Source organism: Hyphococcus sp. D3-15 (assembly GCF_055809375.1).
In genome coordinates this window covers 1,942,545-1,956,702 of sequence record NZ_CM147910.1, presented here as the reverse complement: position 1 = coordinate 1,956,702, position 14,158 = coordinate 1,942,545, and the positions used below count along the sequence as shown (strand labels likewise).

The 14,158-nt window shown below is 61.4% G+C and carries 14 protein-coding genes and 1 pseudogene; 6 read left to right on the top strand and 9 right to left on the bottom strand.

All coding sequences use genetic code 11. The features are described 5' to 3' along the window. Positions 1-39 precede the first annotated feature (39 nt). Positions 40-765: a GGDEF domain-containing protein gene (locus AC0L8G_RS09725; protein ID WP_473388642.1), complete on the bottom strand. Its 726-nt coding sequence runs from the start codon at positions 763-765 to the stop codon at positions 40-42. Positions 766-1,247: 482 nt separating this feature from the next. On the opposite strand from AC0L8G_RS09725, the gene purE reads away from it, so the two are divergent. The 3 genes from purE to AC0L8G_RS09710 all read left to right on the top strand — a co-directional run bounded on the left by purE (position 1,248) and on the right by AC0L8G_RS09710 (position 3,227). Continuing rightward, positions 1,248-1,748, top strand: coding sequence for a 5-(carboxyamino)imidazole ribonucleotide mutase (purE, locus tag AC0L8G_RS09720; protein WP_473388641.1), 501 nt, complete (start codon positions 1,248-1,250; stop codon positions 1,746-1,748). Positions 1,749-1,885: 137 nt separating this feature from the next. Further along, positions 1,886-2,962 carry a 5-(carboxyamino)imidazole ribonucleotide synthase gene (locus AC0L8G_RS09715; RefSeq protein WP_473388845.1) on the top strand — a complete coding sequence of 359 codons (1,077 nt, stop codon included), beginning with the start codon at positions 1,886-1,888 and terminating at the stop codon, positions 2,960-2,962. Between the two features lie 97 nt (positions 2,963-3,059). After that, positions 3,060-3,227 (top strand): hypothetical protein, encoded by a 168-nt coding sequence (locus AC0L8G_RS09710; protein ID WP_473388640.1) that lies wholly within the window; start codon positions 3,060-3,062, stop codon positions 3,225-3,227. Here the strand turns inward: AC0L8G_RS09710 and AC0L8G_RS09705 are convergent. Further along, a complete protein-coding gene (locus tag AC0L8G_RS09705) occupies positions 3,224-5,374 on the bottom strand; it encodes a tetratricopeptide repeat protein (protein ID WP_473388639.1) in 2,151 nt (716 codons plus the stop codon). The two genes, AC0L8G_RS09710 and AC0L8G_RS09705, sit on opposite strands and share 4 nt — an antisense overlap. After that, positions 5,271-6,287 (bottom strand): COQ9 family protein, encoded by a 1,017-nt coding sequence (locus AC0L8G_RS09700; RefSeq protein WP_473388638.1) that lies wholly within the window; start codon positions 6,285-6,287, stop codon positions 5,271-5,273. The genes AC0L8G_RS09705 and AC0L8G_RS09700 overlap by 104 nt, the downstream gene beginning before the upstream one ends. A 175-nt stretch (positions 6,288-6,462) precedes the next feature. Between AC0L8G_RS09700 and rpsU the strand changes: the two genes are divergently transcribed. From rpsU to AC0L8G_RS09685, 3 genes are all read left to right on the top strand, one after another. Next, entirely contained in the window at positions 6,463-6,672 is a 210-nt protein-coding gene (gene rpsU / locus AC0L8G_RS09695; RefSeq protein WP_473388637.1) for a 30S ribosomal protein S21, read from the top strand. 115 nt (positions 6,673-6,787) lie between these two features. Continuing rightward, the gene (locus AC0L8G_RS09690; RefSeq protein ID WP_473388636.1) at positions 6,788-6,904 is read left to right on the top strand and encodes an entericidin A/B family lipoprotein; all 117 of its coding nucleotides are present in this window, start codon (positions 6,788-6,790) and stop codon (positions 6,902-6,904) included. 286 nt (positions 6,905-7,190) lie between these two features. Further along, complete coding sequence (locus AC0L8G_RS09685; protein WP_473388635.1) at positions 7,191-8,294, top strand: MipA/OmpV family protein; 1,104 nt, start codon at positions 7,191-7,193, stop codon at positions 8,292-8,294. 98 nt (positions 8,295-8,392) lie between these two features. Here the strand turns inward: AC0L8G_RS09685 and AC0L8G_RS09680 are convergent, their stop codons facing one another. The 6 genes and pseudogenes from AC0L8G_RS09680 to AC0L8G_RS09655 form a co-directional block, all read right to left on the bottom strand. Beyond that, positions 8,393-9,298 (bottom strand): class I SAM-dependent methyltransferase, encoded by a 906-nt coding sequence (locus AC0L8G_RS09680; RefSeq protein ID WP_473388633.1) that lies wholly within the window; start codon positions 9,296-9,298, stop codon positions 8,393-8,395. A gap of 85 nt (positions 9,299-9,383) precedes the next feature. Continuing rightward, positions 9,384-10,784: an NAD(P)(+) transhydrogenase (Re/Si-specific) subunit beta gene (locus AC0L8G_RS09675; RefSeq protein ID WP_473388632.1), complete on the bottom strand. Its 1,401-nt coding sequence runs from the start codon at positions 10,782-10,784 to the stop codon at positions 9,384-9,386. Between the two features lie 154 nt (positions 10,785-10,938). Further along, positions 10,939-11,403 (bottom strand): annotated as a pseudogene (locus tag AC0L8G_RS09670) (NAD(P) transhydrogenase subunit alpha part 2); the annotation flags it as partial. Positions 11,404-11,443: 40 nt separating this feature from the next. After that, positions 11,444-12,676, bottom strand: coding sequence for a Re/Si-specific NAD(P)(+) transhydrogenase subunit alpha (locus tag AC0L8G_RS09665; RefSeq protein WP_473388631.1), 1,233 nt, complete (start codon positions 12,674-12,676; stop codon positions 11,444-11,446). 28 nt (positions 12,677-12,704) lie between these two features. Beyond that, positions 12,705-12,932: a hypothetical protein gene (locus tag AC0L8G_RS09660; protein WP_473388630.1), complete on the bottom strand. Its 228-nt coding sequence runs from the start codon at positions 12,930-12,932 to the stop codon at positions 12,705-12,707. Between the two features lie 122 nt (positions 12,933-13,054). Then, complete coding sequence (locus AC0L8G_RS09655) at positions 13,055-14,032, bottom strand: alpha/beta fold hydrolase (RefSeq protein ID WP_473388628.1); 978 nt, start codon at positions 14,030-14,032, stop codon at positions 13,055-13,057. Positions 14,033-14,158: the final 126 nt, after the last annotated feature.

Sequence of the window (14,158 nt, the reverse complement as noted above, 5' to 3'; positions counted from 1 at the left end):
CGCTGCCCACCCGCCACGCACGAAGGAGCGCAAGGAACGCTATCCGTTCTTGGTGCGCGATTTTTCCTGATACATCGCATTGTCAGCGCGCTCCATGGCCTCATCGGCGGAAAGCCCCTTGGCGATTTCGACGACGCCGCAAGACACATGGGCGGTGAAGGCGCGATCCTTCCACTGCACCGGCCTGGAGGACACCGCCCTCGACAATTGCTCGGCTTTCATTTCCGCCGTTTGCTGATCCGCCTGGGTCAGCAGCACGCCGAATTCATCGCCGCCGAGACGCCCCACCGCATCGGTCTGCCGTACGCTCGCACACAGCATGTCCGCCACATGCGCCAGCGCCGCGTCCCCGGCCCCGTGGCCCATCGTGTCGTTGATTTTTTTCAGATCATTGAGATCGACGAAGACAAGGCTCGCCTTCATGGCGTAGCGGTCGATCAGGCCGAGCGTGCGGTCAAGCTCGCGCACAAAGGCGCGGCGATTGAAAATGTCGAGCATCGGGTCGCTATCGGCGAGACGCTCCAGCTCGTCGATGCGCTCCTGCGACCAGACAAGCTGGTCGCGCAGGGTCTGGACCTCTTTCATCAAGGAGCCGAGCGCGTCGCGCACGCGCGGCGTCAGCTCAGCTTCCGGGATGCCCGCCAGGCTGATTCGGTCGGACGGCGCGCCGGCGGCGTTCGCCGGCGCGGATGCAACGCCGCCAGTCCCCCGCTTGCGGTCGATTCGGGCGCTGCTCGATGGTTTCGGCCCATCGCCAATCTTCATACTACCCTCCCGAAAACCACATAGCGGCAGGTGGAATATACCTGCCGCCGCACGCGATCTGCGCTTTCGAATGTATCGCGCTTGGCCCCTTCCCGCCAGTAAGCGCGATTCGTGCGCAATTGCGCAAATAACCGCTCATAAGCCCCGCTATTCAATGGTTAACCAGACATGTCGCTTTGGCGCGCGGACTGCTCGCTTCGCCGAATGGCCCTTGTGACAGACGTCGCTCAAGCCCAGTTTGAGGGTGCGGATTAGGTTGCATCTTTGGACCTCCTTCGGTCTCGCAACTGCTTTCCGCGTCCGGTGAGAGGAGGCGTTGGCTCTCGCGCCCCCGTCTTAGCTAGCGTCTCCTCGTCGGGACCGGACCGCTTTTCCCCGTTTGCTTGCACCCCGATTTTCGCCTGCTATAAGCGCCGCTTTCCAGCGCGTTGTTCCGCCAAGGATGTTGTTGTCGGCGGGCGCGCGAAAAGCGGGGACCAGCCATGACCGGCGCACAGCAATCTTCTCCACTTGTCGGCATTATCATGGGATCGCGGTCTGACTGGCCGGTGATGACCCGCGCCGCCGAAATGCTCGATGCGCTGGGCGTCGCCTATGAGACCAAAGTCGTCTCCGCTCATCGCACCCCGCAACGGCTTTACGAATACGCATCCGGCGCCAAGGCGCGCGGGCTGAAAGTGATCATCGCCGGGGCCGGCGGCGCCGCGCATCTGCCGGGCATGGCCGCGTCGATGACGCCGCTGCCGGTGATCGGCGTGCCGGTGCAGTCGAAATCCCTCAAAGGTCTCGATAGCCTTCTTTCCATTGTTCAGATGCCGGCGGGCGTGCCGGTGGCGACCGTCGCGATTGGCGAAGCGGGCGCGGCGAACGCCGGCCTTCTCGCTGCCGCCATGCTCGCAACCGCTGACGACAAGCTCGCCGCCCGTCTCGATAAATGGCGCGCCGCGCAGACCGCCAGCGTCGCCGAAACCGTCGAAGACTGATGTTCGTTCAGCCCAACGAAACGATCAGCATTTTGGGCGCCCGCGCGCGAAAGCGCGCAAACAAAGAATCCGCCGCTGCAAAGACTTCACCATGAGCACCACGCAAGAAAAAATCCGTCGTTCAGCCCAATGGAACCATCGGCATTCTCGGCGGCGGCCAGCTCGGGCGGATGCTCGCGGTCGCAGCGGCCGAGCTTGGATTGCGCACGCATATTCTGTGTCCGGATGATCGCGCGCCCGCCTATGACGTCGCCTCAGCGCGCAGCATCGCCGGCTATCTTGACGAACACGCACTCGCGCAATTCGCCAAATCCGTCGACGCCATCACTTATGAGTTTGAAAATGTGCCGGTCGAGGCGGTCGAGTTCCTGAAAGGCATCGGCGCCGTGGTCCGGCCCGGCGCAAAGGCGCTGGAAATGGCGCAGGACCGCCTGGTTGAAAAAGAATTCGCCAAAAGCGCCGGCGCGCAAACCGCCGCCTTTCACGCGGTTGACGATCTCGCCTCGCTGAAGGCGGGGCTGGAGAAAGTCGGCCGCCCGGCGATCTTGAAGACCCGCCGCCTCGGCTATGACGGCAAGGGCCAGACCCGCATCACAACCGCGGATGACGATCTCTCCTCCGCCTATGTCAAAGCGATCGAATTCGCCTGGCAAGAGGTCGGCGCCGCGCCGTCGATCCTTGAAGGCTTCGTGCCGTTCACCGCCGAGATCTCGATCATCGGCGCGCGCGGGGCCGATGGCGACATTAAGCTCTATGACCCGACCGAGAATGTGCATAAAAGCGGCATTCTCAAAACCTCCACGGTTCCGGCCTCGGTCAGCGACAACACCGCCGACAAGGCGCGCACCGTCACCCGCAATATCCTCGAAGCGCTGGATTATGTGGGCGTGATCGGGGTTGAGTTTTTCGTACTCGAAGGCGGCGACGTGATCGTCAATGAATATGCGCCGCGCGTGCACAATTCCGGCCACTGGACGCAGGATGGCTGCGCGGTCTCGCAATTTGAACAGCATATCCGCGCGGTCGCCGGCTGGCCCCTGGGCGATCCCGCGCGCCATTCAAACGCGGTGATGGAAAACCTCATTGGCGATGAAGCCAATAGCTGGCGCGCGCTGGCGGGCGAGCCGCAGACTTGCGTCCATCTTTACGGCAAGCGCGAAGCGCGGCCCGGGCGCAAGATGGGCCATGTGACCCGCATCTCGCCGAAATCCTGATTGCATAACCACAAAGGTTACTTGAACACGGCGCCGGCGCGCATATCTGTCTCCTCTTGCGCGAATGGCGCGCATCCAAAAACGGGAGGAGAAACCGATGGCTCATCACAAACGCAAAGGACCGAAATCCTCTCGCGCCGGGTGCCTGCTCTGCAAACCCCACAAGCGTCAGGGCGCGCCGCTGAAATCCCGCGACAAGTTTTCAATCCTGCGCCGCCGCAAGGTCGCCGGAGAAAAAATCGCCGAGACGCAAAGCCACCCTTAGTGCTGAAGCACCGGCAGCGGCGCAAGACCGAGGATTGCGCGCTGTTCATTCGTGCTCGCCAGCATTTTCCGGCGCATTTCCTGAAAGCGCGGATCGGCGGAGAGCGATGTAAACATGTCCAGCTTGTGAATAGCGAACAGGCCGGCAAAGCTCCGCTTGTCAAAAGCGCTGTTGTAAAAAACAAGCGCCCGATCCGGATCGCCATTGAGCACATGCCAATTGCCGTCTTCCACATCCCAGGCCGGCGAGTCCGCGCCGCCGGCGCGGGCGATGTCGATCGCTGTGCGCCAGCGCGCCATGAACTTCTGCGCTTCCGCCGCATCGCCTGTCTCGAACAGCGCCTGCGCAACTTCGCCAAATGGCGGCAAGCGTCCGGAGAAGCCTGAGTAAAGCGACTTTTCAAACGCCACCACATCGCGCCATGTGGCGTGATAATAGGCGGCCAGTTGCTCATGGCGCCGGTCGCCATTCAGCAGGGTGATATAGTCGATCTGCGACTGGTAATAACCGGGCGACAGATCAAGCTGCGCCTTTGACGCCGCCAATGCCTGATCCGGCTTGCCCTCCAGCATCAGGATGAACGGCTCAAGATATTCATAACCGTAATTTCGCGCGCCCTCGAAGTCGCCTAAATTGAGCCGCGTAAAGGCAAGGCCGGTGCCGCTATTGGTGTTGGGGGCCATCGCATAGGCGCGTTCGCCAAGCACAAGCCCCTGGGCGATTTTCCCTACGCCATCAAGGAATGTGGCTTGTCCGCCCAGCGTGGTCGCCGTGTCCGGCGCAATTTCCTTGACCCGCTCCACCACCTGGCCTGCGCGTTCCACATCGCCGATATTGAGCAAGTGAATGATCGAGTTGTTGACGCCCGGCGGGTAAAGCGGATCGATCTGAAACAGCGTCCATTGTTCCTCGGCGATATCGCGATAGCGGCCATTGGAGCCAAGCGCGAGGGAGAGCCAGTTGCGCGCATCAAGATTATTCGGATTGATCTCCACCGCCCGCTGCAGGGAGGCGATCGCTTTGCTGGACTCGCCGCCGTCGAGATGAATCAGACCGCGGACCGCATGCGCTTCGGCGAGATCGGGATCGAGGTCCAGCGCCTTGTCCGCAAACGCCGTCGCCGCGACGATCGCCTGCGCCGCCGGTTTCTTGCCATAGGCGCCGGGCGCATCGGACAGGAGCGATTCCACCATGGAGCGCAGCGCATAAGGCGGCGCATAGTCAGGATCGATCTTGATCGCCTGATCCAGTAGTTTTTCCGCCTCTTCCATATTCTCGGGAATGCGGCTGGCGATCAGCGGCTTGGCTTTCAGATACAGCGCATAAGCATCCACATCGCCGCGTACGATGGCGGGCGCCGCGGGCGCTGCGCTTCCGCTTGCAAATTGTGTTTGCAATTCGCCCAGAATGGCGGCGGCGATTTCGTCCTGCACGTCGAAAATATTGGTCAGCCGGCGGTCATAGGTTTCCGACCACAGATGAAAGCCGTCATCGGCTTTGATCAACTGCGCGGTGATGCGCACCGTGTCGCCGGATTTCCTGACCGAGCCTTCGAGAATATGCGCAACGCCCAGAACCTTGCCGATCTCGCGCAGATCTTCATTGCGGCCCTTGAAGGCGAAAGACGAAGTGCGCCCCGCGACTTTCATTTCCTTCGCCTGCGCCAGCACATTGAGCAGTTCTTCAGAAATGCCGTCGGCGAAATATTCCTGATCGCCCGCCGGCGACAGATCGACAAAAGGCAACACCGCGATGGATGCGTCAGCGACCGCCGCGACTTTCGCCGCCGTGGCGCCGCCGGGCTTGCTCAATGTTTGCCAGCCCACCAGCACCGCAACCAGCGCCAGCCCGCCGACAATCGCAATATCGAGCTTGCGGCCGGTTTTCGGCGCTATGCTTTCACCGGGCGCCACCGCCTGTGTCGGCTTCACGCCTTCAGGCGTCATTTCAAACGCCCAGGCCATAACCATGGTGATGGGAAAACCGATGCCGAGCAGCGCGACCACCAGACCGTCAAACCAGCCAGGCAAGGCCAGCGCGGCTTCAAGCGCGGCGGAGACCTGCACCAGCAGCCAACTGACCACCGCATAAACGCCGGCGACACGGAACATGTTCCGTCTGCGCAACTCGTTGAAAAGGTTCTGCACGTCTTCCCCGCCTGAATTCAACGCATCCCTTAGCATGTTCGGTCAAGTCTGGCGATGCGCGGCGGCGATGCGGTCTGAAAATCGCGCCAGCCGGGTGTCCTAGGCTTAGCTGTCCTAGGCCTTGGTAGGGCTCCAGCCCGGCGGATCGCTCGCGGGGAACGATCTCGTCGAGCGCCTCGTCAATCTCCGCCTCGTCCCAGTGGTGATCGTCTTTCGCCGCCGCGCCTGCGGGATAACGCAGCCGCGCCAGCCATTCCAGCGGCTTTGCCGGATCGATATTCAGCTCGCGGAGCTTCCCCTTGGCCTTTTCGATCTGCATGACATTTTCGATCCGCGCATCGAGAAAAGCGTGGGTGGAGGCGTCATCGGCGCTTTCATCGCCAAGCCAGTGCGCCAGCGTCGACAGCCAGACGCCGGTTAAAATCCCGCGTTTTGAATAGAAATTGAAATCCGTGGAGGCGTCGCCCAGCCCGCGCCAGATCGCATCGGCGGTCTTCCAGGCGAGCTGCGCGCCCAAGGGCCCGTGGATCGGCAGCGCCAGCGTCGCCGCCGCGCGCCGCGCCGCTTCCTTATGGGGTTTGAGCGCCGCAAGCCGGGCCTTCACCGCAAAGGCGACTTTCTGGCGGATTTTGAGCCCGGCGAAGTCCGGCGCGTCCATGGCGGCGGTCATCTGGGCGTCCGCATCCATCGACCAGCTCCGCAGCGCATCCGCGACGCCGCGCGGAAAGGCGGCGGCGAGCGCAGCCGGGCTTTCCCCGGCGTCCCGGGCGGCGGCTTTCAGCGCCGAATCGGACCAGCCCTCAAAGGCGGCGCGGGCCAGCATGGCCTGCAAAATGGCCGCCGCCGGAGCGTCGAAACCGCCGGATTCACTGCCGGATTCGGGGCTTTCCGGTGATTTTGGGGCTGCGGGCAAAAGAGCCTCCTTTTTCGCGTCATCGGGACTGGGTCTATGTAGACATCTTAAGGGCCTTTTGGTATAGGCCCGCATCACTCTCGCCCCTGAAGGAAACAGGCGGACCGGGGGTTGGAAGAGTTTTCGCGTCGCGGCACCCCCGTGACGCTTTTATTTTCAAAGGAGGCTCAAGGCCTTGGTTCAAATTTTTGTCCGCGACAACAATGTCGAGCAAGCCCTTAAGGCGCTGAAAAAGAAGATGCAGCGCGAAGGGACCTTCCGGGAAATGAAGCGCCGGAAATTCTACGAAAAGCCGTCCGAAAAGAAAGCCCGTCAAAAGGCTGAAGCTGTTCGCCGCGCCCGCAAGCTGGTGCGCAAGCGGATGCAGCGCGAAGGCGGCATGTAAGGCGTCGAAGCTTAGCTTTTTGTAAGCTTTGCAGATGCTGCCCGGCGCCGGTTATTGAGGCATACTGCGTCAGATAACCGGGACTTTCCCAGGAACTGCATTCTCAGGAACTTCTATGCGCATCATCGCCCTCCTCTGCGCCTTCGGACTTTTGCTTTCCGCCTGCGAGACCATCAAAGGCGTCGGCCGGGATATCGAAAACACCGGCGAAGCGATTGACGACGCGCTATAGCATCCAGTGCGCAATGCGCCTCGACGCCAGAGCCGGCCGCCCCGAGCGAGCCGGCTTTTTGCTGTCTGAAATCGCTGCGATGATCCTCGGCGAAGATGTTGCGCGGGCGCCGCACTCTTCTTTTCCTTGCAGCGAATCGACTGCAAATCCCGAAAAATGGCGATTTAGCCGCATTCTCGCCGGATTGCGCGTTAGCTTTTGGGCTGACGCCGGGGTTCGCCCCGGCTAGAATTGGCGAGTAATCTTTCGAAGATCTGCCTTTGAAGCGTGCGGGATGGGAACTGCGATGCGGGGATATGGACTTTCGAAACCACAGTCACGATGCGCTGGCCTGTTCAGCGCGGCGGCCCTCTCCGCCTTTTGCGCCATTGCGCCAGCCGCCGCGCAGCAACAGATCGACGAACCGCAACTAAGCCCGATGCTGTTCGGGCGGACCCAGGCGGAAGAGCGCGAAAAAATTCTGCAAGAACGCCGCGAACAGGAAGAAGCCGCGATCCTCACCGCCGAACAGGAACGCGACGCCAACCGTCTCGACGATCCGAAAGTGCGCCCGCTGCTTTTCGGCGATGACGGCCGGCCGGTGGAAGAAGTGCCGGTCGACGGGCGCATCACGCTGGGCGAGGAAGACGATAATCGCGGCTTTTTCGGCTCCCTCAACTTCCTGATCCCCGAAGAGAGCAATCTGTCGATTGGCATTGGGCCGGCGCTCAAGCCCGATTATCTCGGCTCCGACGATTACAGAGTCATTGCCGACCCGCAGCTTTATGTGAAGTTCAAAAACTTCGTCTTCCTCGATGATGATGGCGCGGATTTCGGCATTGTCGGCTTTTCTCGCTTCCGCCTCGGCCCCTCGATCAAGATCCGCGGGCGCCGCGATCAGGACGACAATGAAGCGCTGGCGGGGCTCGGCGATGTGGGCACCACCTTTGAATTTGGCGGCTTTATCTCCACCACTTTCCTTGATCGTTTCGCGTTTAAAGCCAAAGCGCGTCACGGCATTAAAACCGGCCATCGCGGCACCATCGTGGACGGCTATCTGACGGCGTTGTTGTTCCGCGCAGGCCCCGTTTCGGTCGCCACCAGCGGTCAGGCGACGTGGATCGACAACAGAGTCGCAGACGCCTATTTCTCGATCACGCCGGAACAGGCGGCTCGCACCGGCGGGCGCCTGAGCGCCTATGATGTTGATTCCGGTTTTCAGGATGTGGGCGGCTCGGTAAACGCCTATATCAATATTGGCGACCGCTGGTCATTCAATCCGTATGCGACCTATCAATATATTTTCCGCGACTATGCGGAAACGCCGATCATCGCTGATTACGGCACGCGCCATCAGTTCAAATTCGGCTTCCACATCATGCGCGAATTCACCTTTGGCGGCGCAGGGTAAGAACGCCCTCGCCTGGCCCGCACAGACACCGGCCCAATAAAAAGCGGCGCCCGAAAATCAAATCGGGCGCCGCTTTTGTTTTGTCGCTTGTTGCGCGCCTATTCAGGCTTGCGGAATTTCAGCGTCATGCGGTCGCTTTCGCCAATCGCCTTGGCTTCATCGCTGTCATTCGCCGGCGGCAGGCGCCAGACAATGTCGTCTTCGGTCGGCTGGTCCGCCGGGTTCGCGTTGATCTCGCTGGCTTCGACCAGTTCAAAGCCGGCGCCTTCGAACACCGAAATGACATGGGACTGTTTCAGATAGCCCGCATTGCCCACGGCCCATTCATCGGAATTGGCTTCCGGCGCGCGATGCTGCACCACGCCGACAATACCGCCGGGTTTCAGGACCGCATCGATATCGGCGAGCGCCTGGGTGAAAGGGGCGCCGTCATCAAAGCGGTTGAAGTGATGCGCCGCGCGCATCATCAGCACCACGTCGGCGGTTCCCTTCAATTCATCAGGCAGAGAGCCGAACTGGAACGCCGCGGCGCTCGCGCCATCCTCGCCGCTCATCGCATCGACCGACGCCACATAATCCGTCACGAAACTTTTCTTGCCTTCAAGAAACTCTTCGGAGGAATAGCGGCCGCCGAACTTACCCCATAACTCGATGGAGTAATCGCCGCCGACAAGCACGCCGTCCGCGCCGAGATAAGGCACCAGAATGTCGCCATACCAGCCCGGCTCGCCCGGCAGAATATCGACGACAGTCATGCCCGGCTCAACGCCAAAAAATTCCAAGGTCTCTTTCGGATGGCGATAGGGATAGCGCGCCTTGATCTCGTCCGGCTGTGCGGCGAGCACGGCGTCGAGTTTTTCCGACGCCGACATCATATCGTGGCCGGTATGCGCGGCTTCAGCTTCCGGCGCAGGCGTTTCCGCCTCATGCGCATCCGCTTTCGGCGCTTCCTGTGAACATGCCGCAAGTGCGAGCGCGGCTGCGCCCAGCATTAGATATTTCATGGTGTTTCCCCAGTTTTCCTGTGCGCGCAATCTATCAGCGCCCGGACGGCGCGCCAATGGACCTCACGGAATTGTGGGGAGGCTGCTACAGCGCCTTGACGATTTCCTCGCACATTTTCTTGGCGTCGCCGAACAACATCATCGTGTTGTCGCGGAAGAACAGCTCGTTCTGCACGCCCGCATAGCCTGACGCCATGGAGCGTTTGACGAACAGCACCGTGCCGGCTTTTTCCACGTCGAGAATGGGCATGCCATAAATCGGCGAGGTCTTGTCGGTTTTCGCCGCCGGATTGGTGACGTCATTGGCGCCAATGACGAAAGCGACATCTGCGGTGCGGAATTCGGAGTTGATGTCCTCAAGCTCGAACACTTCGTCATAGGGAACCTGCGCCTCAGCCAGCAGCACGTTCATATGCCCCGGCATGCGGCCCGCCACCGGGTGGATCGCATATTTCACTTCGACGCCTTCGGCTTTCAGCGTGTCGCACATTTCTTTCAGCGCGTGCTGGGCCTGGGCCACCGCCATGCCGTAGCCGGGCACGATGATCACCTTGTTGGCGTTCTTCATGACAAAGGCTGCGTCATCGGCGGAGCCCTGCTTGACCGGGCGCTCATCATCGCCGCCGCCGGCCGCCGCTGCGTCATCGGCGCCGAAGCCGCCGAGAATGACCGACACAAAGGACCGGTTCATCGCCTTGCACATGATGTAGGAGAGGATCGCGCCGGACGAACCGACAATCGCGCCGGTGATGATCAGCGCCATGTTCTCCAGCGTGAAGCCGATGCCCGCCGCCGCCCAGCCGGAATAGGAATTGAGCATCGAGACGACCACCGGCATGTCGGCGCCGCCGATCGGGATGATCAGCAGGAAGCCCAGCACAAAGGCGGTCAGGGTCAGCAGGAAGAAGGTCGTGGTCGACTGCTCACCGGTCATCAACATGCCGATGAACATGAGGATCAGGAGGCCGAGGCCGAGATTGATCGGGTGGCGCATGGGCAGCATGATCGGCTTGCCGGACATATTGCCGTTCAATTTGGCGAAAGCGATGAGCGAACCGGAAAAGGTCACTGCGCCAATCGCAACGCCGAGCGACATTTCAAGCGCAGAGCCCGCATGGATGTGGCCCGGCTCGCCAATGCCGAACGCCCTCGGCGCCAGAAACGCCGCCCAGGCGATCAGAACAGCAGCAAGACCGACCAGCGAATGGAACGCGGCCACAAGCTGCGGCATCGCCGTCATCGGAATCTTGCGCGCAATATAAACACCGGGAACCGCGCCGGCGGCGACCGCCAGCAGCACGAAGAACCAGGTGCCGAGGCCCTTGTTTTCCAGCACGAACAGCGTGGTGACGACCGCAATGCCCATGCCGATCATGCCGAAGCGGTTGCCCTGGCGCGCAGTTTCCGGCGACGACAGTCCGCGCAGCGCGAGGATGAACAAAATGCCCGAAGCGACGTAGAGCAGCGCTGGTAAATTATCAGCCATTATTTTGCGCCTCTGCAATAGTAGCATTCATCCTGAGGAGACAAATTCCCGCCCTTCGAGACGCCGCTTCGCGGCTCCTCAGGATGAAGGGAATTTGTCGTCTCGAAGGACGAAGGCGATATGAAAGGAAAAGCGGCGTCATCACGTTACCGTTCTTTTTCTTGTACATGGCGAGCATTCGCTGCGTCACCATAAAGCCGCCAAAGATGTTGACGCTCGCAAGCGCCACCGCCGCGAAGCCGAACAGCTTCGGCCAGAAGGCGTTGGCGGATTGCGACAGATCGGCGCCGAGCGCGATCAGCGCGCCGACAATGACGACGGATGAAATTGCGTTGGTGACGGACATTAGCGGCGTGTGCAGCGCCGGGGTCACCGACCACACGACATAATAGCCGACGAAAATCGCGAGGATGAAAATCGTCGCGAGAAAAACGAAATCGGAAATCGGGCTCGACGCGGCTATGATCGCCAGTTGATCGGCGATGTCGCGCGCCTGCTCGGCGGCGGCTGTGGCCGCATCCGCATTGCCGCTGGCGTTGGCGGCGGCCGCTTCGGCTGCTTTCGCGGCTTCCTCGGCGGCTCTCGCAGCCTCTTCAACCTGTTCGCGTTTATCCTGCATAGCCGTCTCGCTCCTTTAGAAGGGTGGCTCCTTCAGGGGTTCAGTCTTCGTCTTCGCCGTCAGTGGTGTCCGGCGTATCTTCCGGCTCTGCCGGTTTGGCGGGCGCCGTCGGTTCCGGCTCGGTTTTTTCCGGTTCGCTCGGCGCCGCCGCGAAGGACGGATGCACAACCGCCCCGCCCCGGGTCAGCATGATGCCCTTGATGATGTCGTCTTCGGGATCGGCGTTGATCGTTTTGGAATCCTTGTCGAAAAACGCCGCGATGAAATTATAGATGTTGCGCGCGTAAAGGCTCGACGCATCCGCCGCCAAGCGGCCCGGCACATTGTTGAAGCCGAGAATGGTGACGCCGCCTGTCTCGATGGCTTCGCCGGCGCGCGACAGCTCCACATTGCCGCCCGCTTCGACCGCGAGATCGACAATCACAGAGCCCGGTTTCATCGCGCGCACCATGTCAGCGGTGACAAGGCGCGGCGCCGGACGGCCGGGGATCAGCGCCGTGGTGACGACAATATCCTGCTTGGCGATATGGCCGGCGACAAATTCCGCCTGACGCGCTTTAAAGTCTTCCGACATCTCCTTGGCGTAACCGCCTGCAGTCTCGGCTTCTTTCATCGCCTCTTCATCAACGGTGACAAAACTCGCGCCAAGGCTTTCGACCTGTTCTTTCGCGGCGAACCGCACATCGGTCGCAGACACAACGGCGCCGAGACGGCGCGCAGTTGCAATCGCCTGAAGGCCGGCAACGCCGGCGCCCATGATGAAGACTTTCGCCGGCGCAATCGTTCCCGCCGCCGTCATCATCATCGGAAAGGCGCGGCCATAATACGCCGCCGCATCGACCACCGCCTTGTAGCCGGCGAGGTTTGACTGCGACGACAACACGTCCATCGACTGGGCGCGGGTGATGCGCGGCATCAACTCCATCGCCAGAGCGTCGACGCCAAGGCGCGCATAGCCGGCGACCGCATCGGGGTCCTTATAGGCGGAGAGGATCGCGATCAGCTTGGAGCCGCGGCCAATAACCCGCATTTCCTCGCTGGAGGGAGCTTGCACCTTCAGCACCACATCCGCGCCCTGGGCCGCGTCGGCGGCGCTGGGGGAAATGCTGGCGCCCGCCGCCGCATAATCCGCATCGGCGAATCTGGCTCCCTCGCCCGCGCCCGCTTGCACGGAAACGCTTGCGCCAAGGCTGATGTATTTTTTGACGGTCTCTGGCGTCGCCGCAACCCGGGTCTCGCCGGATCGCGTTTCCTTCAGGACAGTTATTTTCATTGTACCTCCGACGGCGCGGATGGTCGCGCTAATGGTGCGAGAAGAATAGCTTCACGACGATATGGGAGAAGATGTAGACGACAACACCCAAGACGATCGCCATGAGCACGCCTGTGCGGGTCACCAGTCCCGTGAAAAACATCGCCAGCGCCATGGAAAACGGCACGCCAATCTCTGTCGCGGCGCCCATGATCGCATCGTAGGATTTTTGGTGCTCTTCGGAATCGCGCACACGCTGAATAGAGTCGTCAGTCATAAAAAAACCCCTGTCTTTTTTCAGTCTTTTGACTGAATTCAAGGGCTTGGGCAAGTCTTCTCAACCGTTCAGCCGCCCAGATTTCACTCGCATATGGCCCGTTTCCCCGGCAGTGTGGCCGATTAGACCCCGAACCGCACCGGCCAGGCGGAAAGCAGCGTTCTCAGCGCCGAAACAAAGGCCAGCGGCTGGTCCATCATCAGATGGTGATAGGCGTCCGGGATCATCATAAAGGGCGAGCGGCCGCGGGCCTGGCTCTCCAGGTGGGCGATTCCGTCGCCCTGGGCGAACATGGAGTTTTCCCCATAGATGAAGGCCAGCGGACAACGCGCGGCGCGTAGAAGATCGCGCTCAAAATGGATTTCAAAGCCGCCCTTGTCGGCGGGGTCGAATTTCCATGTCCATCCCTCACCGCCTTCATCGGGCTTCGCCCGTCGCAACCCCTCACGGGCGATATAGTCAATTAAATAAAGATGTTCCGCCGGCTGGTTGGGGAGCAGCCTGAACCGCTCGATCATCTCTTCCTTGGTGGGATAGAAATGCGCGCTGTGGATTTTTGCGTTCTTGTCGTCCTTGGCTTTCGGCTTCACCACGGTGTAGCCCTCATGGGGGTCCGGCACGCCGAGCGGCGAATCCACCACCACCGCGCCGCCGAGCTTTTCGCCCTCGCGCTCAACCGCGGCGAGCGTCACCCACCCGCCAAAGGAATGGCCGACGACAATCGGACGGCCCCGGCTGGCGAGGCCCGCCTTGTCGATCACCGCGAAAACCTCATCCACCAGCAGATCGAGGGAATATTTATCCCGCCAATCGGAATCGCCCATGCCCGACAGGTCGAGCGCCGCGACCCGGCGGTTCTGCGCGAAAAACGGCGCGAAGGGCCGCCACCAGTTCCGGTGCGCCCGGCCGCCATGCACGAACAGCAGGCCGCGCCGGTCCGGCTCGCCCCAGGCGGAAAATCGAATGCGCGCGCCGCCCACTTCGACCGCGCCCTCTTCGGACGGGGTCGCAATGGCTTTTTCAAACCATTCCGGCGCTGGTGGCTTCTCCCCGCCAAGATGGGCGAGAGGACGGATATATTTCTTTTCGGCGTCGGCCATGTGCGCTCCGCAATGCAGCAGTCATTTCCCGGTTCTTAGCGCATCGATCCTGAGGCCGACAGCCTTTCAAGCGGTTAACCACTGCTTTCCGCCCGCGCGCCTGCCGATGGCGTGATATAGGCGGCG

What these genes read in the sequence shown, in the direction of transcription:
- AC0L8G_RS09725 (WP_473388642.1), bottom strand. Translation starts at nt 765, where the DNA reads ATGAAGATTGGCGATGGGCCGAAACCATCGAGCAGCGCCCGAATCGAC.
- AC0L8G_RS09675 (WP_473388632.1), bottom strand. Translation starts at nt 10,784, where the DNA reads ATGGCTGATAATTTACCAGCGCTGCTCTACGTCGCTTCGGGCATTTTG.
- AC0L8G_RS09680 (WP_473388633.1), bottom strand. Translation starts at nt 9,298, where the DNA reads ATGAAATATCTAATGCTGGGCGCAGCCGCGCTCGCACTTGCGGCATGT.
- AC0L8G_RS09710 (WP_473388640.1), top strand. Translation starts at nt 3,060, where the DNA reads ATGGCTCATCACAAACGCAAAGGACCGAAATCCTCTCGCGCCGGGTGC.
- AC0L8G_RS09660 (WP_473388630.1), bottom strand. Translation starts at nt 12,932, where the DNA reads ATGACTGACGACTCTATTCAGCGTGTGCGCGATTCCGAAGAGCACCAA.
- AC0L8G_RS09665 (WP_473388631.1), bottom strand. Translation starts at nt 12,676, where the DNA reads ATGAAAATAACTGTCCTGAAGGAAACGCGATCCGGCGAGACCCGGGTT.
- purE (WP_473388641.1), top strand. Translation starts at nt 1,248, where the DNA reads ATGACCGGCGCACAGCAATCTTCTCCACTTGTCGGCATTATCATGGGA.
- AC0L8G_RS09690 (WP_473388636.1), top strand. Translation starts at nt 6,788, where the DNA reads ATGCGCATCATCGCCCTCCTCTGCGCCTTCGGACTTTTGCTTTCCGCC.
- AC0L8G_RS09655 (WP_473388628.1), bottom strand. Translation starts at nt 14,032, where the DNA reads ATGGCCGACGCCGAAAAGAAATATATCCGTCCTCTCGCCCATCTTGGC.
- AC0L8G_RS09685 (WP_473388635.1), top strand. Translation starts at nt 7,191, where the DNA reads ATGCGGGGATATGGACTTTCGAAACCACAGTCACGATGCGCTGGCCTG.